General features: G+C 71.1%; 20 protein-coding genes. 8 read left to right on the top strand and 12 right to left on the bottom strand.

Going from position 1 to position 22,552, the window contains the following annotated elements; translation table 11 throughout:
* Positions 1-21 precede the first annotated feature (21 nt).
* Together RJQ01_RS01955 and RJQ01_RS01950 are read left to right on the top strand one after the other, a co-directional pair.
* Positions 22-1,266 (top strand): sensor histidine kinase, encoded by a 1,245-nt coding sequence (locus RJQ01_RS01955; RefSeq protein WP_350475017.1) that lies wholly within the window; start codon positions 22-24, stop codon positions 1,264-1,266.
* Positions 1,263-2,396, top strand: a complete 1,134-nt coding sequence (locus tag RJQ01_RS01950) for a DUF8320 family protein (protein WP_350475016.1) — start codon at positions 1,263-1,265, stop codon at positions 2,394-2,396. The genes RJQ01_RS01955 and RJQ01_RS01950 overlap by 4 nt, the downstream gene beginning before the upstream one ends.
* 394 nt (positions 2,397-2,790) lie before the next feature.
* Here RJQ01_RS01950 and RJQ01_RS01945 read toward each other — a convergent pair whose 3' ends face one another.
* From RJQ01_RS01945 to RJQ01_RS01905, 9 genes are all read right to left on the bottom strand, one after another.
* Positions 2,791-3,048: an acyl-CoA carboxylase subunit epsilon gene (locus RJQ01_RS01945; RefSeq protein ID WP_350475015.1), complete on the bottom strand. Its 258-nt coding sequence runs from the start codon at positions 3,046-3,048 to the stop codon at positions 2,791-2,793.
* Positions 3,045-4,616, bottom strand: a complete 1,572-nt coding sequence (locus RJQ01_RS01940; protein ID WP_350475028.1) for an acyl-CoA carboxylase subunit beta — start codon at positions 4,614-4,616, stop codon at positions 3,045-3,047. Before RJQ01_RS01940 ends, RJQ01_RS01945 begins: the two co-directional genes overlap by 4 nt.
* Positions 4,617-4,775: 159 nt before the next feature.
* Complete coding sequence (locus RJQ01_RS01935) at positions 4,776-7,016, bottom strand: acyltransferase family protein (RefSeq protein WP_350475014.1); 2,241 nt, start codon at positions 7,014-7,016, stop codon at positions 4,776-4,778.
* Between the two features lie 46 nt (positions 7,017-7,062).
* Complete coding sequence (locus RJQ01_RS01930; RefSeq protein ID WP_350475013.1) at positions 7,063-7,980, bottom strand: EamA family transporter; 918 nt, start codon at positions 7,978-7,980, stop codon at positions 7,063-7,065.
* Entirely contained in the window at positions 7,977-8,861 is an 885-nt protein-coding gene (locus tag RJQ01_RS01925; RefSeq protein WP_350475012.1) for an energy-coupling factor ABC transporter ATP-binding protein, read from the bottom strand. The genes RJQ01_RS01930 and RJQ01_RS01925 overlap by 4 nt, the downstream gene beginning before the upstream one ends.
* Positions 8,858-9,733 (bottom strand): energy-coupling factor ABC transporter ATP-binding protein, encoded by an 876-nt coding sequence (locus RJQ01_RS01920; RefSeq protein WP_350475011.1) that lies wholly within the window; start codon positions 9,731-9,733, stop codon positions 8,858-8,860. The genes RJQ01_RS01925 and RJQ01_RS01920 overlap by 4 nt, the downstream gene beginning before the upstream one ends.
* Positions 9,734-9,762: 29 nt before the next feature.
* Positions 9,763-10,545, bottom strand: a complete 783-nt coding sequence (locus RJQ01_RS01915; protein WP_350475010.1) for an energy-coupling factor transporter transmembrane component T family protein — start codon at positions 10,543-10,545, stop codon at positions 9,763-9,765.
* A 57-nt stretch (positions 10,546-10,602) separates the two neighbouring features.
* Complete coding sequence (locus RJQ01_RS01910; RefSeq protein WP_350475009.1) at positions 10,603-11,436, bottom strand: ECF transporter S component; 834 nt, start codon at positions 11,434-11,436, stop codon at positions 10,603-10,605.
* Between the two features lie 70 nt (positions 11,437-11,506).
* Positions 11,507-12,610 carry a nucleoside hydrolase gene (locus RJQ01_RS01905; RefSeq protein WP_350475008.1) on the bottom strand — a complete coding sequence of 368 codons (1,104 nt, stop codon included), beginning with the start codon at positions 12,608-12,610 and terminating at the stop codon, positions 11,507-11,509.
* Positions 12,611-13,038: 428 nt separating this feature from the next.
* Here RJQ01_RS01905 and RJQ01_RS01900 point away from each other — a divergent pair, with 428 nt between their 5' ends.
* The 3 genes from RJQ01_RS01900 (at position 13,039) to RJQ01_RS01890 (ending at position 15,903) form a co-directional block, all read left to right on the top strand.
* On the top strand, positions 13,039-13,962 hold the full coding sequence (locus tag RJQ01_RS01900; protein ID WP_350475007.1) for a biotin--[acetyl-CoA-carboxylase] ligase: 924 nt from the start codon (positions 13,039-13,041) through the stop codon (positions 13,960-13,962).
* 3 nt (positions 13,963-13,965) lie between these two features.
* Positions 13,966-14,511, top strand: a complete 546-nt coding sequence (locus RJQ01_RS01895; protein ID WP_350475006.1) for a PH domain-containing protein — start codon at positions 13,966-13,968, stop codon at positions 14,509-14,511.
* A gap of 96 nt (positions 14,512-14,607) precedes the next feature.
* On the top strand, positions 14,608-15,903 hold the full coding sequence (locus RJQ01_RS01890) for a UDP-glucose dehydrogenase family protein (RefSeq protein WP_350475005.1): 1,296 nt from the start codon (positions 14,608-14,610) through the stop codon (positions 15,901-15,903).
* On the opposite strand, the gene RJQ01_RS01885 is transcribed toward RJQ01_RS01890, so the two are convergent.
* Positions 15,904-16,368 carry a GtrA family protein gene (locus RJQ01_RS01885; protein ID WP_350475004.1) on the bottom strand — a complete coding sequence of 155 codons (465 nt, stop codon included), beginning with the start codon at positions 16,366-16,368 and terminating at the stop codon, positions 15,904-15,906.
* A 78-nt stretch (positions 16,369-16,446) separates the two neighbouring features.
* Between RJQ01_RS01885 and RJQ01_RS01880 the strand changes: the two genes are divergently transcribed.
* Positions 16,447-17,556 (top strand): 5-(carboxyamino)imidazole ribonucleotide synthase, encoded by a 1,110-nt coding sequence (locus RJQ01_RS01880; protein ID WP_350475003.1) that lies wholly within the window; start codon positions 16,447-16,449, stop codon positions 17,554-17,556.
* Positions 17,557-17,639: 83 nt separating this feature from the next.
* Here RJQ01_RS01880 and RJQ01_RS01875 read toward each other — a convergent pair whose 3' ends face one another.
* Entirely contained in the window at positions 17,640-19,130 is a 1,491-nt protein-coding gene (locus tag RJQ01_RS01875; protein WP_350475002.1) for an HNH endonuclease signature motif containing protein, read from the bottom strand.
* A gap of 327 nt (positions 19,131-19,457) precedes the next feature.
* On the opposite strand from RJQ01_RS01875, the gene purE reads away from it, so the two are divergent.
* Positions 19,458-20,000, top strand: coding sequence for a 5-(carboxyamino)imidazole ribonucleotide mutase (gene purE / locus RJQ01_RS01870; protein WP_502885212.1), 543 nt, complete (start codon positions 19,458-19,460; stop codon positions 19,998-20,000).
* Positions 20,001-20,013: 13 nt separating this feature from the next.
* Positions 20,014-21,348 (top strand): LCP family protein, encoded by a 1,335-nt coding sequence (locus tag RJQ01_RS01865; protein ID WP_350474999.1) that lies wholly within the window; start codon positions 20,014-20,016, stop codon positions 21,346-21,348.
* Between the two features lie 7 nt (positions 21,349-21,355).
* Here the strand turns inward: RJQ01_RS01865 and RJQ01_RS01860 are convergent, their stop codons facing one another.
* Positions 21,356-22,486 carry a glycosyltransferase family 4 protein gene (locus RJQ01_RS01860; RefSeq protein WP_350474998.1) on the bottom strand — a complete coding sequence of 377 codons (1,131 nt, stop codon included), beginning with the start codon at positions 22,484-22,486 and terminating at the stop codon, positions 21,356-21,358.
* Positions 22,487-22,552 lie beyond the last annotated feature (66 nt).

Genomic DNA, 22,552 nt, shown 5'->3' with positions numbered 1-22,552 from the left:
GCTGCCCCGACCGCGCAAAGCGTGTCGAAGCAGCCGCGCAACCCGATCAGTCGCAAGCGCGTCGACACTGTCATCTCGCGGTCGGTTGCCTGGTTCGGCATCGTCTTCGGCCTGCAGGCTGTGCCCACACTGCTCGGCCAGTACTCCCTGGGTCAGCCGCTGTGGTCGGCGATCATGGTCGGGCTGCTGTTCGGCTCCCTCCTCCTGTCGTTGCTGTGCACGACGATCAAACGGTTCGTGGTCGGTGCGAACCGCATCGTGGCGATCGTCTACGTGGTCGCCCTGCTCACGTGGCCGTTCTTTCTCGCCGATCCGGAGGTCGCCCAGCGCGGCGACCACTGGCTGTACCAGCTGACGACGGTCGCCACGGCGGCGGCGGCGATCGGGTTCAGGGTGCGCGGCGCCGCGATCTACCTCTTCGTCGTGCCGACCATCTACGGAGTCATCCGCGCCCTGCCGGAGGGTGGAGGCGGGCCGTGGCAGCTCGGCCTCTTCAATGCGATCTACGCGATCATCCTCGGCGGGGCCGTGCTCGTGCTCGTGACGATGTTGCGCGCGGCGGCGAGCTCGGTCGACGATGCGCAGGGCATGGCGCTCGATCGGTATTCGCGCGCGGTGCGCCAGCACGCGACGGAGGTGGAGCGCGTGCAGGTCGACTCGATCGTGCACGACAGCGTGCTCACGACGCTGCTCTCGGCCGCGCGCGCTGACGGGCCGGCGGAGAAGAAGCTCGCGGGCGCCATGGCGTCCAACGCGATGCGGCACTTGCGCGAGGCGGCGCTCGTGACGCCCGATGACGGCAGCACGGTGCGCTTCCGGTCGCTGTGCGATCGCATCGTCGAGGCGGCGCGCGGCATGCAGGCGACGTTCTCGATCCGGATGCGCTCCATCGACACGCGCATCATCCCGGCTGCGCAGGCCGAGGCCCTGTACTCGGCAGCGGTTCAGGCGATGGTGAACAGCGTGCAGCACGCAGGCGGTCCGGAGGTCAAGCGCTGGGTGCGGATCAGCGGTGCGGAGGGGGACACGATCGAGATCGAGGTCGGAGACTCCGGAGCCGGGTTCGACCCCTCGGCGATCGCGCAGGGTCGTTTGGGCGTGCAGCGCTCGATCCTGGCCCGCACGATGAACGCCGGTGGTCGCGCCCACGTGGAGTCCGCCCCGGGCAAGGGCACCACGATCGTGCTCACCTGGCCGGTGCTGGTGCCGGCGGAGGACGCCGTCGACGACTTCGCTGCTGAACTGACCGAGGAGGTCGATCGATGAGGATCGGCGTGCCCCGGGCTCTCGTCGTGACGATGGCGGCGCTCTTCTCTGGCTACATCATCGTGCTGGGTCTCTATGCGATCGACATTCCGGCGAACCCGCTGCCGGTGATGATGGCGATGATCCTGTACGGGCTCATGTCGACGGTGAGCCTGCTGCCGTCGGGCCCGTCTCGCATGCCGCACTGGATGGCCGCCTGCAACGTGCTCGTGTGCATTCTCATGACGCTGCTCGTCACGCCGCAGCTCGACCCGGCCCGCGAGGGCGGGCTCGGGTACTCGACGTGGTACGTGGCGGCGATCGGCACGCTCATGACCATCACGTCGACGAGGCGGCGCCACAGCTACGCGTGGGCCGGAATCGTGGCGCTCGTCGTGCAGACGGTGATCTGGGGCGGCGGAATGGGCGGTGTCGTTCTCCTGCTCGGCACGGGAGCTATCGGCAGCGTGTCGTGGGTCGCCGTGTCGCACATCCTTTCGGTGGCGATGCTGAAGGCTTCGCGCGATGCCGCCCGTTTCGCACAGGCTGAGCGCGAGGCGACCGATTGGCAGGCCGCGCAGGAGGCGCACCTTTACGAGCGGCAGTTCCGGTTGGGGCAGACGGGCACGATGGCGGCGCCGATGCTGCGCATCATCGAGTCGACGGGCGGCGAGCTGACCGACGAGCAACGGCAGGAGTGCCTCAACCTGGAGGGCGCGATCCGCGATGAGATCCGCGGCCGCAGCCTGCTGAACGATGCGATGCGCCGGGAGGTCATGGCGGCGCGTCGGCGCGGTGTGGCCGTCACCCTCTTCGATGAGGGCGGTCTTGACGACCTGGACGAGCGGGCGAGGGATGCTGTGCTCAACACTCTCGCGGAGGCGCTGCGCACGACGAGCGCGCAGCGGGTGATCGCGCGCACCGCGCCCGCGGAGTCCGACATCGCCGTCACCGTCGTCGGGCTGAGTCCTGTGCCGGAGCTCGCCGCCTCGGCGGGCGTCGGTGACCGCTACGGCAGTCACGGCTACGACGATGCCGGATGGGGCTACGCGGACGACGACGAGGACGACGACGAAGAGGTCGCGCTCTGGCTGGAGATTCCGCGCGCGCAGCCGTCGCCCCCGACCTCCGTGCCGACCTCTGTGGCCTAGGCCCATCGACGCGGCCCGGCTCCGGGGCGCCTCGGCACTCGCCTGCTGGCCGATACGTCCCCGCCGGTCGAGACGTCGCTTAACGATCGAAGGGCCGGAGTACCCAGCTCCGGCCCTTCGCTACGTATCGAGTTAGATCGACAACCCGAATGTCAACCTAACTCGCCCCCCAATCTCCAGCCGCTTACCCGAGCGGCCTGCGATGGGCGGTGTGCTCCATGAGCGACACCTAGCACTCAGTACTCTGCCACTCCTGGGGCCGGGGGACAGTCGTCACTTTGGGGGACAGCGAGGGGGACATTTTCGTCAGAATGGGGGACACGAACCGCGGAAAATGGGGGTAGTACGACGGGTACGGGCGCGAAAACGGGGGACAAACCCCTCGTTCGGGGGGTCAGTCGCGCATCCCGCGCGAGGCCGCCCACGCACCGGGGCCCGGCGCGAGGGGCTGCCGCATCGCCCGTGCCCGCGACGACCAGTGGTCGACGCGAGGCTCGACGCGCTCCACTCCCCGCTCGTGCTGCTCGGCAAGCACCGCGGCGATGATGGCGTGCGCGGCCGCAAGCTCGACCTCGGTCGGGCTGCCCGCGACGACCGTGATGCGGGGTGCCGTGCCGCCTCCCCCGTCGTGCTCAGACGCGGTGCCGGTCACAGCGGGATGTTCCCGTGCTTCTTGGCCGGAAGACTCGCGCGCTTGGTCTTGAGGGCGCGCATCGCCTTGATGATCGACACGCGTGTGGCGGCGGGCTCGATGATGCCGTCCAGCTCACCGCGCTCGGCGGCGAGGAACGGGCTGGCCACGTCGTAGGTGTACTCGCTCGCGAGCCGTGCGCGCACGGCCGCGACATCCTCACCGGCCGCTTCGGCCGCCTTGATCTCGTTGCGGTAGAGGATGTTCACCGCGCCCTGTCCGCCCATGACCGCAATCTCGGCGGTCGGCCAGGCGAGGTTCATGTCGGCGCCGAGCTGCTTGGAGCCCATGACGATGTACGCGCCACCGTAGGCCTTGCGGGTGATCACGGTGATGAGCGGTACGGTCGCCTCGGCGTAGGCGTAGAGCAGCTTCGCGCCGCGACGGATGACGCCCTGCCACTCCTGATCGGTACCGGGCAGATAGCCGGGCACATCGACGAGGGTGAGGACGGGGATCGAGAAAGCGTCGCAGAACCGCACGAAGCGGCTTGCCTTCTCGCCGGCGTCGATATTGAGCGTGCCCGCCATCGAGTTGGGCTGGTTGGCGATGACCCCGACGCTGCGGCCTTCCACGCGCGCGAACCCGACGACGATGTTGGGGGCGAAGAGCGGCTGCACTTCGAGGAACGAACCGTCGTCGACGACGTGGTCGATGATGTCGACGACGTCGTACGGCTGGTTGGGGCTGTCGGGCACCATCGTGTTGAGTCTGCGGTCGGCGTCGGTGATCTCGAGCTCGGCCGAGGACTCGTACTGCGGCAGCTCGGCGAGGTTGTTGTCGGGCAGGTAGCTCAGCAGTGCTCGTGCGTAGTCGAAGGCGTCGGTCTCGTCGCTCGCGAGATAGTGCGAGACGCCGGACGTGCGGTTGTGGGTGAGCGCGCCGCCGAGCTCCTCCATACCGACGTCCTCGCCCGTGACGGTCTTGATGACGTCGGGGCCAGTCACGAACATCTGGCTCGTCTTGTCGACCATGATGACGAAGTCGGTGAGTGCGGGCGAGTACACGGCGCCGCCTGCTGCCGGCCCGCAGATGATGGAAATCTGCGGGATCACTCCGCTCGCGGCCGTGTTGCGGCGGAAGATCTCGCCGTACTTGCCGAGCGCGACCACGCCCTCCTGGATGCGTGCGCCGCCCGAGTCGAGAATGCCGATGATCGGCACGCCCGTCTTCAGGGCGAGCTCCATGACCTTGATGATCTTCTCGCCGGCCACCTCGCCGAGCGAGCCGCCGAAGATCGTGAAGTCTTGGCTGTAGACGGCGACCTGGCGGCCGTGGATGGTGCCGGTGCCGGTGACGACCGCGTCGCCGTACGGGCGCTTGGCGCCCATGCCGAAGGCGTGCGTGCGGTGCCGCACGAACTCGTCCAGCTCGACGAAGCTGCCGTGGTCGAGGAGCGTGTCGATGCGCTCGCGCGCCGTCATCTTGCCCTTGGCGTGCTGCTTCTCGATCGCGGCCTCGCCGCTCGCGGTCACGGCCTCGTGGTAGCGCACTTTCAGGTCGGCGATCTTGCCGGCCGTCGTCGACATGTCGGGGGCGGGGGAGCTCGCAGTGTCGGTCACGCTGTCAGCCTATCGACCACACAGAGCGGCGAACGCTTGGCGATATGCGACAAGATTGCGGGGATGCGCTGTCGCTCGCGCATGAGGTGCGGCCGACCGCGTCAGCACGGTCGCGCGGTCGAGCGGCTACTGCAGCAGGCCCGCGGCCCTCAGGCGTTCGTCGACGGCGGTCGTGAGGGTCGCACCGAAGGTCGCCGTGAAATGGTCCGCGTCGCGGTAGACAAGTGCCCCGCCGATGACCGTCGGGCACTCGTCCGGTGTGCAGAACTCGTCCCTCAGGTCGAGAATCACGGCGTCCAGCTCACGCCCGGCCTCGACCGCGAGGTCGCGGAAGTCCAGCGCGCTCGCCCGCGAGGGCGAGCAGGGCAGGGGGTCGTCCGGTCGCGAGAGTTGGCACCGTTCGCCGTCCTCACCAAGCAAGGGGGGCTCGGCGAGTACCACGAGCTGGGCGCCGCGTTCGACGAGGGGCGTCCAGGCGTCGATGAACCCGTCGATGCCCGCCTGTGCAGAGACGGTTCCGTCGGCGTTGCGGTACGTGGCGCCCGTGGAAGCCGCCGTGAAGACGAGCGCGGGTGCTTCGCTCTGGGCGAGTCGTGCCGAGACGCCGTCGACCCAGCGCAGGCACGCCTCGGTGCGCGCCCTGTTCTGCGCGTTGCCGCGATCGGCCGTCGAGAAAGCGCAGGCGCCGCGAAAATAGACGGTGAGGCGCCACCCCTCGCGCTCCGCGATCGGCTGGAGGGCCGGAAACCACACGGCGGAATGGGAGTCCCCGACGAGCACGACCGGTCGCCCGTCGACCGGCCCGAACGCGCAGTCGAGCACCTCGTCACTGTCGAGGCTCGTGCGGCAGTCGGACGAGTAGACGATCGCGCGGTCGCCGGAGGCGGCTTCGACCGCCGGAGTGAACCCCGCGCCCTCGCGCACGCCGACGCACGCGGGGTTCGTGAGGGCAGGGGCCCCGAAGCACTCCGCGGGGGTCGGGCGCTCCTCGGCCGACGGGTCGGGCGTGTCTGGCCCCGGCGACGGCGGGAACCCGATGCCCCGTGAGACCTCGGCCGCATCCGCCGTACCCGACGCACGCGCCTGCGCCGCCTGAGCGCCGCCCCAGAGCGCGCCGGCGACGAGCAGGCTCGCGAGCGCGCCCATGCCGATGACCCGCAGCGACGGCGCTCGCGACGCGGAGCCGAATCGCACCGGGTTCTCGACCCAGCGCGTACTGAGCCACGCGAGCACGAGGGTGGCCGCCACGATGGACCCCTTCTCGAGCGCGGTCAACGGATGCAGCGTCACCCAGGGCAGCAGCACGATGAGCGGCCAGTGCCACAGGTACGCGGCGTAGGAGACGCCTCCGACCCACTGGACGGGGGAGCGCGCGGCGAGCCACGCGATGCCCCGAGGCTGCACGGGCGTGCCCGCCGCGATGATGAGGAGCGTGCCCGCGACGACGGGGAGGACGCTGGCGCCGGGGAACGGCGTCTCGGGCCCGTACACGAGGGTGCTCGCGACGAGGAGGAGCCAGCCCGTCCAGCGCGCAACCGATCGCACGCGTCCCGCGTGCTCTGCCCGCCTGTCACGCGCGGCGGCGTCTCCGACTCGGCCCAGCGCGCTCTGCGAGAGCAGCGCGAGCACCCCGCCCGCGGCGAACTCCCACACCCGGCCGCCCGTGCCGAGGAAGGCGTCCGGCTGCCCCGTCGCGACGGCGTGCGTCGACACGGCGAGACTGACGGCGAGAGCACCGACCACGATGAACAGCACGATGCTCCGTCGCAGCCTCGACACACGGCGCTCGTGGGCCCGGCCACGGCGTCGTGCGATCGCCGTGATCGTGAGGACGGCGGTGAGGAGCACAAGCGGAGCCGCGATGTAGAGCTGCTCCTCGATGCTGAGCGACCAGAAGTGCTGACCGGGCGCGACAGCCTGGCCGGACTGCAGGTAGTCGGCCTCCTGCGCGAGCAGAGCCCAGTTGCCGAGGGCGACGGCGCTCGCCGCGAGCTGCGCCAGCTGCTCGTCCTGCAGACTCAGCGGCACCACGATCATCACGGCGATGCCCGTGCACACCAGCACGAGCAGCGCCGCGGGGGCGAGTCGACGCATACGCCGTGCCCAGAAGTCGGCGAGATCGAGACGGCCGGTGCTGATGAGCCGGTGACCGAGGTGGCCGAGGATGAGATAGCCGGAGACCACGAAGAACACATCGACGCCGATGTACCCTCCCGGCATGCGCGCTGGCCAGGCGTGGTACAGGATGACGACGACGACCGCGAAGGCTCGAAGTGCCTGGATCTCGGGGCGCCAGTGGCGCGCGGGCCCACCCGGCGCGGAGGCCGGTGCGTCGACGGTCAGCCGTGTCGACGAGGGAAGAGCCATGGTGCTTTCGAGGATACGGCCGCGCGGCGCCCCGGCCGCACGGCCCCTACGCGGTGGCCGCGATAGTCGATACCCCGAGGAAGACCATGATGACGCCGACGATCTGGATGCGCAGCAGGTGCTCCCCGAGCAGCCGCCAGCCGAGCAGCACCGTCACGACGGGGTAGAGCGAGGCGAGCACCGCGACGACGCTGAGGGCGCCGTCGAGGCTTGCGAGCGCGAAGGAGAGCTGCGCTGCATAGCCGAGCACGCCGATCGCCGCCATGCCGACCCAGTCGCGGGGCCGGATCGGCGCCGGCAGCAGGGCCGGGCTTGCGGTGCGGCCGGCGTGCAGTCGTGCAGCCGCGCTGCGCAGTCGAATGTGCACCCAGATCGAGAAGCCGACGAGGTACAGACCGAGCACCACGAGCATGTTGACGACGAGCGTCGTGCTCACGCCCTGCACGCTGCCGTACGCGACCGACACGTTCGCAAGACCGAAGCCGAAGGCCGACAGCACGGCGAACACGATCGAGAGCAGTCGGTTGCGCCGGCCCTCGATGGCCCCGGCCCGCACTTCTGGCCCCGAGGCGAGCACGGTGCCGACGACCGCGACGGCGAGGCCGATGCCGAGCAGCCACGAGACGGGGTCGCCACCGGCGAGACCCACGACGACCGGCACGGCGACGCTCAGAGACGTGATGGGTGCGACGACGCCCATCGTTCCGATCGCCAGACCGCGGAACAGGCACGAGACGCCCACAGCGGTGGCGGCGCCGCCGATGAACCCCCACAGGATCGCGTCGGAGGCGGTCGGATCGAAGGGCTCGACGATGAGGCGCGTGCTGAGCGCGATCGCGGCAACGACCTGCGAGACGAGCAGAACGACCATGAGCGGGATGCGCCGCGACAGCACGCCGCCGAGAAAGTCGCTCACCCCGAGGAGGCCGCTCGCGAGCAGAGCGAGCAGGGTGAGTCCGCTCATGCGCCCGACCCGGAGCCGCGGTGCTCGGTCAGCTGGTCGACGAAGGCGCGGGCATCCCGCGGTGTTCCGCTCCAGCCGAGAGCGCGAGCCACGCGCAGCAGTTGCGGGGGCTCCACGGCGGCCGCCTCGAGGGCGTCGACATCGGCGAAGACCTGCTCGGCGGGGCCATCTGCGCGCACCTCGCCCTGCGCCATGACGACGACGCGGTCGAAGTTCTCGATGCAGAAATCCATATCGTGCGTGATGGCGACGACGGTGCGGCCCTGCTCGACGAGGGAGTCGACGATGCCGGCGATGAGTCGCACTCCCGCGTCATCCTGCCCGGTGGTCGGCTCGTCGAGAACGACGATCGGCGTCTGCATGGCGAGCACGGCGGCGATCGCGACCCGCTTGCGCTCACTGAGCGAGAGATGGTGCGGGTGAACGTCAGCCTCGTGGGCGAGACCCACGGCCTCGAGCGCATCCGCGACGGCGCGCCGAGCACGCTCCTCGTCGAACCCGAGGTTCTTGGGTCCGAATCCGACATCGGCGGCGACGGTGCGCGCGAAGATCTGCTCGTCGGGGTTCTGGAAGACGTAGCCGACGCGGTGCGCCAGCTCGGCGATCGATTTCCCCGTCGTCGACCAGTCCCCGATGCGCACCTCGCCCTCGCTCGGCCGCACCATTCCGTTGAGGTGGCGCACCAGGGTTGTCTTGCCTGCGCCGTTCTGGCCGACGATGGCGAGACGCTCGCCGGGAGCCACCTCGAGGTCCACTCCGCGCAAGGCTGTGACCCCCGAGGGGTAGGTGTGCACGAGCCCGCGCACGCTGATCTCCACGCCTCCTACGGTGCTCAGCGCACTGGCGGACTCGGCGGCCCGTGCATCCGCTCGCTCACTCATGATGCCGCTCCCTTCAGCGCCGAGAATGCGTCCACGGCATCGTCGACCCCGATGGGGAGGGCGCGTTCGACGGGCAGCAGCCCGCGCTCGCGGGCCAGCCGGGCCGCCGTCGTCACCCGGGTCTCGCCCACGCCCCAGGTCGTGAGCCGATCGTCGGCGAGCACCGCGCCGGGCGCGCCGTGCTGCACGATGAGACCGCCGGCGAGCACGGCGATCGAGTCGCAATGCTCGTGCAGCAGCTCGGTCTTGTGCTCGATGATGACGACGGTCGTGCCGCCGTCACTGAGGGTGCTCAGCACGTCGTAGACGAGGCGCGTGCCGGCCGGGTCGAGCTGCGAGGTCGGCTCATCCATCACGAGCACCGGCGGCGCCATGACGACCATCGACGCGATCGCGACGAGCTGCATCTGCCCGCCCGAGAGCGCGTACGGCGAGCGATCAAGCAGCGGTTCCAAGCGCAGGCGCGCGGCGACTTCCGCGACGCGGCGCTCCATCTCGTCTCGGGGCACCGAACGGTTCTCGAGCCCGAAGGCGAGCTCCTCCCGCACGGTGAAGCGCGCGCCCGAGATCTGGTTGAAGGGGTTCTGGGTGACGAGGCCGACGGCCGCGGCCGCCTCCGAGAGCGTTCCCTCGGCCAGCACTCGGCCGGCGACGCGCGCGGTGCCGCGGTAGGTGCCCCCCTCGTTGAGCGGGATGAACCCCGCGATCGTCTTCGCCAGGGTCGTCTTGCCCGCCCCCGATGCGCCGACGATGCCCGTCACCGTGCCGGCATCGATGCGCAGGTCGAGGTTCGCGAGCGTGAAGCGCTCGGCATCCTCGTAGGCGAAGCCGACCCCCTCCAACTCGATCATGGGCGCGCTGGGGTCGGTCATCACCGCATCTTCCTCTCGAGTGCTGTCGGTCACGCGATCACCCCCACGACGACGAGCACGACCACGGCGATCGCGCTGAGGAACAGCACCCAGCGGGCGATGCGCTCACCGAGCGGGTCGGGCACGACGATGAGGCTCGTCGGCTTGGGCGTCGCGCCGAACGCGCGCGCCTCCATCGCCGTCGACCGCTCGTCGACGTCGGTGATCATGCCGAGAATGAGGGGCCCCAGCAGGGGCAGCAGGGCGCGGGCCCGCTTGAGCGGGCTGCCGACGATCGCGAGCCCTCTGGCCTGCTGGGCGAGCAGGATGCTCTGCGCGCGTGCCTGGAAGGCGGGAATGATCTGCAGGCTCGCGCTGATGACGTAGGCGATCTTGGGGCTCATGCCCACCTGCGTCAGCGCGCTCATGAGGCGCGCCGGATCTGTCGTGAGCACGAACACGAGCGAGCCGAGCACGAGGGCCGTCAGGCGCGAGCCGATCGTGAGCGCGAACAGCAGTCCCTCGGTGGTGAGCTGGGCCAGGCCCCACTCCCACAGAACCGTGGAGCCGTCCGGGTAGAACAGGCCTTGGATGATGAACAGCACCACCAGGAGCGGCAGGAGCAGGATGAGGAACAGGCGCAGCAGCCTGCCGCCGACTCGACCGAGCACGGCGGCAGGCACGATGACGACGACGACGATCCCGATCGGAATCCACCAGTGCGGCACCGCGAAGACCGCGAGGATGATCGAGAGCAGTGCCACGAGCTTCGTCACGGGGTTCAGGCGGTGCAGCGCCGAGGTGCGCTCCAGGTAGAGGGTCGTCGTCGTCATCGTTGTGCTGCTCCTATCTAGGTTGCCCGAGAGGGGTCGAGACCGCCGGTGGGCGGCTCAGGCCTTCGGTGCGGCAGGCTCGGCGGGGGCGACCGGGGTCACCTTGCCGAACACGTTGTACTGCCGCACGAACGGGAACCTGCTGCGGAGCCTGCCGGGCAGGGCGAACAGGATCAGCACGACGACCGTGAACGTGATCGTCTTGTCGAGCGGGTCACTCAGCAGACCCTGCAGCGTCGTCGAGGCGAGCAGCGAGTTGCCGAACGCCTGGAACGCCGCCACGAGAGCGCCCGTGCCGCCGCTCGTCGCGCCGCCGAAGATGAACGCCGCGATGGGGGCCGAGACGAGCGCCGCCACGATGCCCGTCACAAACCCCGCGACGGGCGCGAGGTAGAAGCGACGGAACATGCCCAGTCGGGCTGCGTAGCCCGCGAGCACACCGATGACGACCGCGGTCACCGCGAAGGGCAGCGCGATCGGTCCGATCGTCAGCCCCCAGATGACGTTCGTCAGGGCACCGGTGACGGCTCCCGCGGCAGGCCCGGCGAGCACGCCGACGAGCACGGTGCCGATCGAGTCGAGGTACACCGGCAGGCCGAGCGTCGCCGCGAGCTGCCCGACCGCGATGTTGATGACGATCGCGATGGGGATGAGGCTCAGGGTCGCCGTCGGCAGTCGGTGGATCGCACCGACAGCGATGAGAGCGGCTCCGATGAGGTACCCGGCCAGCGCGATGAGCGCCGAGGTGCCGAGCCCGCCCTCGGCCAGCTCGGTCGGCTGGGCGAGGATCAGGTAGAGGTACGTCGCCACGATGACGGCGGCCCCCAACGCGACGAAAATACGGTTGCGCGTGCGGTTGGGGTCAACCGCAGCAGGGGTGGTGCTACTCATGAATGCCTCCTTGCACTCGATGACGTGCGGCGCGGTGCCGCGGGGGTGGACGGGGCGACGAGCATCAGCCTCACGGCTGCCGCTCACCGCCCTCCTCCGCCTCGCCGACGCGCGCAGCCAGGGTGGCGACGCGGTCGATGAGGTGGTCGAAGAACGCCGCGGGGTCGGTGTCGACCACGATCGCAGCGTTGGGCTCGCGGCCCCAGAGGCCCGCGAAGTCGGCGATGGTCTGGCCCCGCGCGAGCGTTCCGCCGAGCTCGACGTCGACGGTCGCGGGGCGCAGGGTCGCGAGCTCCGGGTGCAGGGCCACGGCCGCCGCGAAAGGGTCGTGCATGTGCGCGAGCCAGCCCTGGTCGTGCGTCACGTGGAACTCGAAGTAGAACCGCACAGCGTCGGTGAGGTGTCGCAGTACGGGGTTGCGGGCCCTGGATCGCGAACCGAAGTCGCTGTCGGGCGTGAGCGCAGCATCGTCATCACCGATCGCGTCGGCGATGCGGCGCAGATGCTCCGGCTTCATCTCGATGCGCTCGGTGACGTCGAGGGCGCACACGATGGGGCGACGGTCGGCCGGCAGGCCGCTGAAGGCGTCGAACACCATCTTGGCGCTCTCCGGGTCGACGGCGATGTTCCACTCGCTCACCGGTGTCGTGTTGCCGGAGTGGTGGAAGGCGCCGCCCATGATCACGAGGCGCTTCAGCAGGCGGGGCAGCTGCGGCTCGAGACGCAGCGCGAGAGCGAGATTCGTGAGCGGGCCGGTCACGAGGCCGATCACCTCACCGGGATGCGCCCTCGCCGTCTCGATCCACACCTCGGTGGCGTGGCGCTCGCTGATCATGCGCGACGGTGCGGGCAGCTCGGCGTAGCCGATGCCCTGCGGGCCGTGCGTCTCCTCCGTCGTCATGAGCGGGGCCAGCACGGGTACTTCGCTGCCGAGCGCCACCTCGATGTCGTCGGCGCCGCACAGGTCGAGCCACGCCAGATTGTTGATCGCCACCTGGCGGGCGGGCACGTTGCCGGCGGTGCACGTGATGCCGAGAATCTCGGCCTCCGGGCTCGCGAGGAGGTAGAGCAGCGCGAGCGAGTCGTCGATGCCCGTGTCGACGTCGACGAGCAGGGCGACGGCAGGGGTGGTGGGCGTTGCGGGGCTGGTGCTCGGCACGGTGCTGGCAGGCACGGTGTGCGGTCCTTTCATCGTCGGCGACCGCCGGTGGGGTCGCCGACGATGCTCGACGCGACCTGACGGTTCACCATGCTGATCAGCGGGTCGGGCCGGGGCCGTGAGGCTCGGGTGATGCGCCCGCTGAGGCGGTGAGGGGAGGGTCTCGGCGGCGCGAACCGGTGGTGTGCATCGCGCGGCGTCGACCTATCCAGTCAAGGAAGCGGCTCCTGTTCGTCGATGAACGTCCGGGGCGATCGTCGTCGGTCACGCTGTCGCGGTGGACGCGGCGGGCCCTCGTGCCGGTAACCATAGCGCCGCCCCGGGGTCGTGTCCAGCATTCGCTCAGGGTCCGGCATGTGCGCGCTCGGCGGGGGCAGCGATCGCACGACGGCGCGTCCGCGCGGCGTCGCCCCGGGCATCCCGACGCCGCCTACTCTCGATGCATGGACGTGTCGCTCAGCCGTGCCGCGTGCGACGAGCTCGGGGCGACCCTGCTGTGGCGCGAGGCGAGCGCCTCCACGAATCTCGACCTCGTCTCGAGGGTGAGTCGCGCCTCGTCGGGGTCCGAAGAGGAGCCGCTGGCCGATCTCACGGTGATCGCGACCGACACGCAGACCGCGGGGCGGGGTCGGCTCGGTCGAGCATGGTCGACACCGCCGGGCACGGCGCTCGCCGTCTCCGTCTACCTCGCGCACGCCCCGGCAGGTGGCGCCACAGGTGGCACAGCGGGTGGCGCCACGGGCAGCGCCTCGGGCGGGACTGCGGCCGCAGACCCGCGGCGCCTCGGCTGGGTGCCGCTGCTGGCGGGAGTCGCCATGGTGCGCGCGGTGCGCGGGCTCGGCGTGGCGGCCGCGGGGGTGAAGTGGCCGAACGACGTGCTCGTCGACGGTCGCAAGCTCTGCGGCATCCTGACGGAGCTCACGCCGACGGGGGTCGTCGTCGGCGCCGGGCTCAACGTCACGATGTCAGCAGAGCAGCTGCCTGTGCCCACCGCGACCTCCCTCGTGATCGAGGGCGCGGATGCACCGCCCATGCTCGACAGTGCCGTGCCCGACAGCGCCCCGCTCGACAGTGCCCTGCTCGACCGTGCCCTCGCGGCGTACCTGCGCGAGCTCGCGGCGCTCGTGGGGCGCTGGCGCGAGGCGGAGCATCCAGCCGCTCTGCGCCCGGTCGTCGAGGCGCACCTGCAGACTCTCGGCCTCGCCGTGCGCGTCGACCTGCCCGGCCAGCCGCCGGTGCGCGGCACGGCCATCGGTCTGGACGACGACGGCCGGCTGCTCGTGCGCCCCGCGGGCGACGACTCGCGCGCGACCATGGGCGTCGTCGCCGTGGCGGCCGGCGACGTGACGCACCTGCGATATGAATAGAGCATGACCGAGCCAGTGCGTGAGCAGGGGCGCGAGCCCGAGCGCGTCGTGGCGCGGTTCCGCCCGCACGCCCGCGTGCTCGTGCTGCCCTCGTTCGTGCTCATCGGCGCGGTGGGCGCGGCCACCTACGGTGCTCTCGTGCTCGAGGAGCTGTGGCAGCGCCTCGCGGTCGCCGGGGCGGGCGTGCTCGTCATCGTGCTGCTGTGGATGCTGCCCCTCGTGCGCTGGTTGGGCACCCACTACGTCGTCACGACGCGGCGCATCGCGCTGCGCGGTGGCCTCGCGGTGCGCTTGCGGCAGGAGCTGCTGCACTCGCGCGGGTATGACGTGTCGGTGCGGCAGTCCGGCCTGCAGCGGCTGTTCCGGTCGGGTGACGTTCTCATCAACACGGGGCTGGACCGACCGGTGATCATGCGGGACGTCCCGCGCGCAGACCTCGTGCAGGATGCTCTGAGCGAGCTCATGGAGGCAAGCACCTCCTCGATCGCGACCGTGCGGCGCACCACGGCGGCGCAACCGGTTCTGCGGCGGCCCCGCGAGGGACGCTGAGCGTACTTCCACTGCCGCCACGGTGTGCCGCTGCAGCGCCACCCGCGTGGTCCTCGTTGTTCGCCCGTGCGTCGACGGCGCCAGTAGAGTCGACGGGTGCGAATTTCAGTCATCGGATGCGGATACTTGGGCGCGGTTCACGCCGCCTGCATGGCCGAGCTCGGCCACGACGTCGTCGGCATCGACGTCGATGCGAGCAAGATCGAGAACCTCGCGGCGGGGCGCGCCCCGTTCTTCGAGCCGGGTCTCGGCGACCTGCTGTCGCCCGACAACGCCCGACTGCGGTTCACGACCGACATCGCTGCTGCCGAGCATGCGCGCGTGCACTTCATCGCGGTCGGCACCCCCCAGGTGGCGGGCGGCGTCGCCGCCGACCTGACCTACGTCAACGCGGCAGTGGAGGCCCTCCTGCCGCACATCGGCCCCGGCCACCTCGTGGTCGGCAAGTCGACGGTGCCCGTCGGCACCGCTGCACGGCTCGCGGAGCTGGTCGCGCCGACCGGGGCGAGCCTCGCGTGGAACCCCGAGTTCCTGCGGGAGGGCTTCGCGGTGTCCGACACGCTCTCCCCCGACCGCCTCGTGTACGGAGTGGACCACCGCGATGATCGGGCGGCCGAGGTGCTCGACGAGATCTACAAGCGCCCCCTCGAGGCGGGCACGCCGCGTATCGTCACCGACTACGCGACCGCCGAGCTCGTGAAGGTCTCGGCGAACGCGTTCCTCGCCACGAAGATCTCGTTCATCAACGCGATGGCGGAGATCGCGGAGGTTACGGGTGCTGACGTGACGACCCTCGCCGACGCGATCGGCTACGACGCCCGTATCGGTCGCCGCTTCCTCAACGCCGGTGTCGGTTTCGGCGGCGGGTGCCTGCCGAAAGACATCCGCGCGTTCCAGGCTCGCGCTGAGGAGCTCGGTGTCGGCCACTCGCTGGCGTTCCTCGCCGACGTCGACGATGTGAACCTGCGCCGTCGTCAGCGCGTCGTCGACCTCGTCACCGAGAACCTGGGCGGAGACCTCACGGGCAAGGCCGTCACCGTGCTGGGCTTGGCGTTCAAGCCCGAGTCTGACGACGTGCGCGACTCGCCCGCGCTGGATGTCGCGCAGCGGCTGGTCGACGCCGGCGCGGTCGTGCGCGCCACCGACCCGGAGGCGATCGAGACGGCGCGCCGACTTCGCCCGCATCTCGACTACGTGGAGAGCATCCAGGAGGCGGTCTCGGGTGCGGACGCGATCGTCGTCGTGACGGAGTGGCACCAGTTCCGCGAGCTCGACCCGGTCGAGGTCGCCGGCTGGGCGCGGGGCCGCGTCGTCGTGGACGGCCGCAACTGCCTGGACGCCTCGGATTGGCGCTCGGCGGGCTGGACCTACGCCGGTCTCGGCCGCCCCTAGCTAGGCCGCTTCCCGCTCGGGAGCAGAGGGGCGCGGCACCGGCCTCCGCGGGTCGAACACCCACGTGCGGTACAGCACGAACCGGAAGGCGCTGCCGAGCGCGAGCCCGATGACGTTCGATGCGATGTTGTCGGCGAGCAGGCTCGTGAAGCCGAGAACGTAGCGCGAGACGACGAGGCAGCCGACGGCGATGAGCATGCCGCCGACGCTCACGAGCGCGAATTCGACGCTCTCGCGCATCACGGGTCGCCGACGTTCGAGCCGGAAGCTCCAGTAGCGGCTGCCGAGCCAGTTCACGGCGATCGCCACGGAGGTAGAGACGACCTTGGCGATGACGGGCCCTTCGGCGATGAGCTCGGGGCTCAGCACGGTCACGCGCAGCAGGTTGAACAGGGCGATGTCGACGATGAGCCCGACGACGCCGACCGCCCCGAATCGGGCGAGCTGGCCCACCAGTATCGGCATCCGGTCTCGTTTCGTCGTTGCGCCCGCTCGCGATCGGACAGAATGGGGGCGAGCGAATTCGCAGTCTAGAGGAGTGCCATGCCTGTCGTCGGCGTCATCGGTGGTGGTCAGCTGGCCCGCATGATGATCCCGCCCGCGGTCGCCCTCGGCATCGAGGTGCGGGTGCTGGCCGAGGCGCCTGACTCGTCCGCGCGGCTGGCCGCGACGGTTGTGGGCGACTATCGCGACCGTCAGACGGTCCTGGATTTCGCGGAGGGCTGCGATGCGATCACGTTCGACCATGAGCATGTTCCGCAGGAGGTGCTGCGTGCTCTCGTCGACGCCGGCGCTGCGGTGCGCCCGGGCCCGGATGCTCTGCTCTACGCGCAGGACAAGCTCGCCATGCGCGCTCGCCTCGCCGAGCTCGGCGTGCCGATGCCCGATTGGGCGCGCGCGGTGTCGGCGGAGGAGCTGCAGGCGTTCCTGGACGATCACGGCGGTCGCGCGGTCGTGAAGACTCCCCGCGGCGGGTACGACGGTAAGGGCGTGCGCGTGGTCGACGACGCGAGCGCGGCGGAAGACTGGCTGGAGTCGGGGCCGGTGCTGGTGGAGGAGCTCGTGCCGTTCCGGCGGGAGCTTGCCCAGCTCGTGGCTCGTCGGCCCAGCGGCGAGGTGCGCCCGTGGCCGGTCGTGGAGACGGTGCAGCAGGGCGGCGTGTGCGCGGAGGTTTTCGCGCCGGCGCCGCACACGACGGAGGCTGTCGAGCGTGCGGCGGCGGAGATCGCGACGACGGTCGCGCGCGGGCTCGACGTCACGGGGGTGCTCGCGGTGGAGCTGTTCGAGACGACGAACGGCCGCGTGCTCGTCAACGAGCTGGCGATGCGCCCGCACAACAGCGGGCACTTCTCGATCGAGGGCTCGGTGACGAGCCAGTTCGAGCAGCACGTGCGTGCGGTGCTCGACTGGCCGCTCGGCGAGACGGAGCTTCGGGCGCCGGTGACAGTCATGATCAATGTGTTCGGGGCGCTGCCGGAGGATCAGATCGTGGCGTCGCTCGCCCACCAGCCGAGCGTGAAGGTGCACGCGTACGGCAAGGGCCCGCGCGCGGGCCGCAAAGCGGGTCACGTGACGGCTATCGGAGACGAGCTCGACGAGACCGTGTACCGCGCGAGGGCGGCAGCGGCCCACTTCGAGTTTCGCGAGCCCTAGCCCTAGCCCCGAGCCGTGGCCGCGAGCCGCAGCCGGTAGCCCTGGCCGCGAGCCGTGGCCGCGAGCCGTCCAGCGTCCTAGCGTCACGCAGCGCGCGCGGGGTTCGGGCGGAGCGCTCGGCGCAGCGGCTCGCTGCGGCTGGGCAGGTCGACCGGTGTCTGCTGAGCAGTGTGGGAGGGCGGCGGTATGGCTTCGTAGCGGTCGCCCGGTGGTTCGTCGGGCTGGGCGGCTCGACGTCGGATGCGCCACCCGTTGTTGTGCACGAGCAAGTGATGGTGCCGACAGAGCAGGATTCCGTCGGCAACGTCGGTGCGACCGCCGTGCGTCACCCACGGGTCGATGTGATGCGCTTCCGCCCACGACGGTGGTCGTTCGCAGCCCACCCATCGGCACCCGCCGTCCCGCGCGGCGAGCGCGACGCGCTGCCGAGGGGTGAAGAGTCGCTGCGTGCGGCCCACATCGAGCGGCTGACCTGTGCTGGAGAGCAGGATCGGCGTGTGTGTTCCCGCGCACAGCACCCGTTCGACGGTGGCGAGCGAGACGGGCGCGGTCTGCCCCTCGAGAGTCGCCATGCCCGAGCCGCGTTGCAGCTCGTCAGCCGTCACCAGAACGCGCACCGAGGGCGCGCCCGAGCCGAGCAGCTGCGTGGAGTTGGCGTCGGCACCGGCGACAAGGAGGGCGAGGAACGCGTCGGAGGCGTACTGCTCGGGCGTGCGCTCGTCGTCGAGCATGCGTTGGGCGAGGGCGGCGTCGCGCTCGCCCACGAAGGTGGGGCCGCCTCGGCGGGGCGATGTGGCGCGGTCGAAGAGGTCGGCGACGACGGCCGCCGACTCCGGGTCGAGCAACCACGTGGCGCGACTCATGCCATCCGCCAGCCGGTGCAGACGCAGCGAGCGCGCTGAGCGCCGTTCGGCCTCGCGCTCGGCGACGCCCTCGGCGTCGAGCTCATCGCGCACGCCGCGCGCACGACGGTAGAGGCGATCGGTGTCGAGTTCGGGGGCTTCAGCCAAGAGCGCTTCGACCGCGCCGCGCAAGACCTCGGTCGTGACGGTCGCGGTCGGCTCGCCGAGGCCCGACCTGATCGCCTGCAGCGCGCCGATCGACAGCTCACCGCGCCGCACCGGGTCGACGAGTCGCTGCGCCCACTCGGGCACGATGGGCAGCCCGGCGGGCAGCTCGAGGGCACCCGCGTCGTTCGCCGATGCCTCCCCGCCTGCGCCCGCCGCCGCGCCCTCCGCCCCAGCTTCTGCCACTACGAGCATGACCCCGGCCCGCACCACGTCGTGGGCCTCGCGTCGAGTGCTGCCCGTCGCGACTCGCACGAGTTCGTCGGCGGTGCGGTGGCCGCGCCGCTGCGCGAGCCCGGAGTGCGCCAGCGACGGCGCTGAGCGCCGCGCGGCCTCGCCGGCGAGGAGGGAGAGTCGGGCATCCAGAAGGCGGCGCACGCCGGACGCCTCGGAGAGCGTCGCAAGGAGTTCCTCATCGGAGAGCGCGGTGAGGGGCGCGACCGAGTCCGGCGTCGCCTCGAGCGACGCACGGGCCGCGGCGAACGCGGCGGTGAGGGATGCGGTCATGCAGCTACTCTCCCACATTCGAACGTATGTTCGACAGGGGGTCACGCCAATCTTGGGACAACTTCTCGGGCGCTGTGCCTGGGGAGGAGCGGTGCGATCGTGCCGCCGGCCCAGCAAGGCCCGGCCGCCTCCGGTCCGGCCCGGCGCCCGACCCACGGCCCGGCGCCAGACCGCCGGCCCAGCCCCCGACCCCCACCACAGCCCCGCACCCGACCCCCGCACCCGACCCCCGAGCCCGCCACGCCGCGGCGCGCCACGCCGACGCCAGCCCGACCCGCGCCTACGTTTGACGACGTGACCACCCCAGACCCCGCCGCAGCGCCCGACGTGAGCGATGAACCGACTCCCCGCGTTGCCGTGGTGATGGGCTCCGACTCCGACTGGCCGGTCATGGAGCCCGCGGTGGAGGCACTCGAGCAGTTTGGCATCGGGTGCGAGGTGCACGTGCTGAGCGCGCACCGCACCCCTGACGCGATGATCGCGTACGGTCGTGCGGCCGCCGGCAAGGGCATCCGGGTCATCATCGCGGGGGCGGGCGGCGCCGCCCACCTGCCGGGAATGATCGCGAGCGTGACGACCTTGCCGGTGATCGGCGTGCCCGTTCCCCTGAAGACCCTCGACGGTCTCGACAGCCTGCTGAGCATCGTGCAGATGCCGGCGGGCATTCCCGTGGCGACGGTGTCGATCGGCGGCGGCCGCAATGCGGGCATTCTCGCGGCGCGCATGATCGGCGCCACTGATGGGCGCGTGGCGCAGGCTCTGGCCGACTTCGCCCGCGACCTGCAGGGCGCGGTGGAGGCGAAGAACGCGGCGCTGCAGAGCGCGGTGGCTGAGCGCGCGACCAGCAACCCGGCGACACGGGCACCGTAGGCGCGCACGCCCTGTGACGCTCACCTCCCCTCTGCGCCACCCCGATCTGCGGGATGCTGCGCTCATGACCCGCCGCGCCTGGTGGCTGCTCGGGCTGAACCTGCTCATACCGGGCACGGCGCAGGTGCTGGCGGGCAGCCGTCGGTGGGGCCGTTTCGCGGTGGGGGCGACGTTCACGCTGTGGGCGGTCGCCCTGGCGGCAGGCATCCTCTTCTTCGCCGCTCGTCCGATCGCGTTGACGGTCGCGACGAACGTGGTGGTGCTGTGGCTGGCGCAGGCGGCCCTCCTCTTCTATGCGGTGCTGTGGCTGGTGACGACGCTCAACGCGTTCACGCTGCTGCGGCTGGTGCGCACTGCTCCGTCGGCGCGTGGCTGGCTGGCGGCGCTGACGGCGGTGACGATCGTGGTCGCGTCGGGCGGGGCAGGCTATGCCGCCTATCTGACGGGGGTGGGGCGGGATGCCCTGGGCGCGGTCTTCGCAGGCGGCGGCATCGTCGAGCCGATCGACGGGCGCTACACGGTGCTGCTGCTCGGCGGCGACGCTGGCCCCGACCGCATCGGTCTGCGGCCCGACAGCATCACGCTGGCGAGCATCGACGCGTCGAGCGGGGCGGTGACGCTCATCGGCATTCCGCGCAACCTGTACGACGCGCCGTTCGCGGAGGGCTCGCCGCTGTGGGAGGCGTGGCCGAACGGCTTCGACTGCGGCGACGACTGCCTCATCAGCTACCTGTACCCGTGGGCGGAGGAGCACCCGGAGGTGTTCCCGGCGGCGGAGGCCCGAGGCTCGACTCCGGGTATCGAGGCGATGCGCGACGCGGTGGAGGGCGTGACGGGCCTGACGGTGCAGTTCACGGTGCTCATCGACATGGCGGGCTTCGAGGATCTCATCGATGCGCTCGGCGGTGTGGTGGTCGAGGTGGAGGAGCCGGTGACGCTCGGCATCAACGGCGGCCCGGTGGTGGGCGAAATCGCGGCGGGGGAGCAGCGCATGGACGGCGAGACGGCGCTCTGGTACGCCCGCAGCCGCTACAACCTGACCGACTTCGACCGCATGGAGCATCAGCGCGACGTGCAGGAGGCGATGCTGCGGCAGCTGGATCCGGCGACGGTGCTGACGCGGTTCGAGGCGATCGCGGAGGCGAGCAGCGACCTGGTGCGCACGGATGTTCCTCAGTCGATGATCGGCGTCTTCACCGATCTGGCGGTGCGGGGCAGGGAGCTTCCGCTGCGGCGGGTCGAGCTGGTGCCGCCGGCGATCGACAACGTGCGGCCCGACTACGCGCTCGCGCGCATCCTTGTGGCGGAGGCGGTGGCCCCGCTGCCCACGCCGACGCCGACGCCGTAGCGCCGCGCTACAGGTCGGCGTGCAGCTGCCAGGTCTTCTCGGCTGAGTCTCGCCAGCTGTAGGCGCCGGCCCGGTCGCGCCCGCGCACGCTGAGCTGGGTGGCAAGGGCGTCGTCGTCGAGCACTCCCTGGATGGCGTCGGCGAGCCGACGCGGGTACCCGGCGGCGTCGAGCCGGGGCACGACGAGCCCGGCGTCGGCGCACACTTCGAGTAGCGCTGGAGCGTCGGAGTGCACGACGGGCGTGCCGAGCCCCATCGCTTCGAGGGCGGGCAGGCCGAACCCGTCAGAGATGCTGGGCACGACGACGACGGCGGCGCGGGCGTAGGCGAGCGCGAGGTCGGCGTCGTCGAGCGAGCCGAGGGCGATGACGCTCCCGGTGTCGAGGTGGGCCTGGTGCTCGAGCTCGGCGATCTCTGCGGGCTCGATGCCGACGAGCACGAGCGGCACGTCGGGGGCGTGCACGTCGCCGATCGCCCACAGCAGGTCGGGGATGCCTTTGCGCTTCTCGAGCGGCCCGACGGCGAGGGCGTAGCGCTCGGGCAGGCCGAGGGCGTGAGCTCGAGCATCCGCATCACGGGGCACGGTGAGGTCGCTGCTGACGGCGCCGGCGATGACCCGGATGCGGTCGCCCACGTCGATGACGCCCGCGAGCTCGTCGGCCACGGTGTGGGTGGGCACGACGACGGCGTCGGCGTAGCGCTCGGTGCGCTTGGCCATGGCCTTGTGCCAGGCGACCGCGCGGGGGGTGAGGGTCTCGGGGTGGGTCCACGGCGTGGCGTCGTGCACGGTGACGACGAACTGCTCGCCGGGGTTGTTGAGCCGGTCGTGCCGGTAGAGGGGAGCGAGCAGGCTGGGGGCGTGCACCATGCTGCTGCCGGGCAGCCGCGTGAAGCCGTGCTGCCAGGCGGCGGCGAGCTGGCGGCGGTCGAGGGCGCTCTTGTCGAGCACGCTGAGGCCGGGCAGTGCCTGCTCGATGCGGGCGTAGTGGTCGGGAGGCGAGGAGGGCACGATGCCGGCCACGTCGATGCCGCGGGGCGCGCTGTCGATGAGCGCGCGGGTCAGCTCGAGGGCGTAGCGGCCGATGCCAGTGGGCTTGCTCGCACCCACCTGGTCGAGCACGACCCTGAGCGTCGACATGCGGCGGGGCCCTCTCTCGTGGTGGTCGTGCGGCGGTGGTGTCACGCGCGGTGGTGGCACCTGCGC

It is taken from the genome of Microcella sp., from assembly GCF_040286215.1.
GTDB lineage: Bacteria > Actinomycetota > Actinomycetes > Actinomycetales > Microbacteriaceae > Microcella.
The sequence above is the reverse complement of the archived record's forward strand: the minus strand, read 5'-3'. Positions and strand labels throughout refer to the sequence as shown.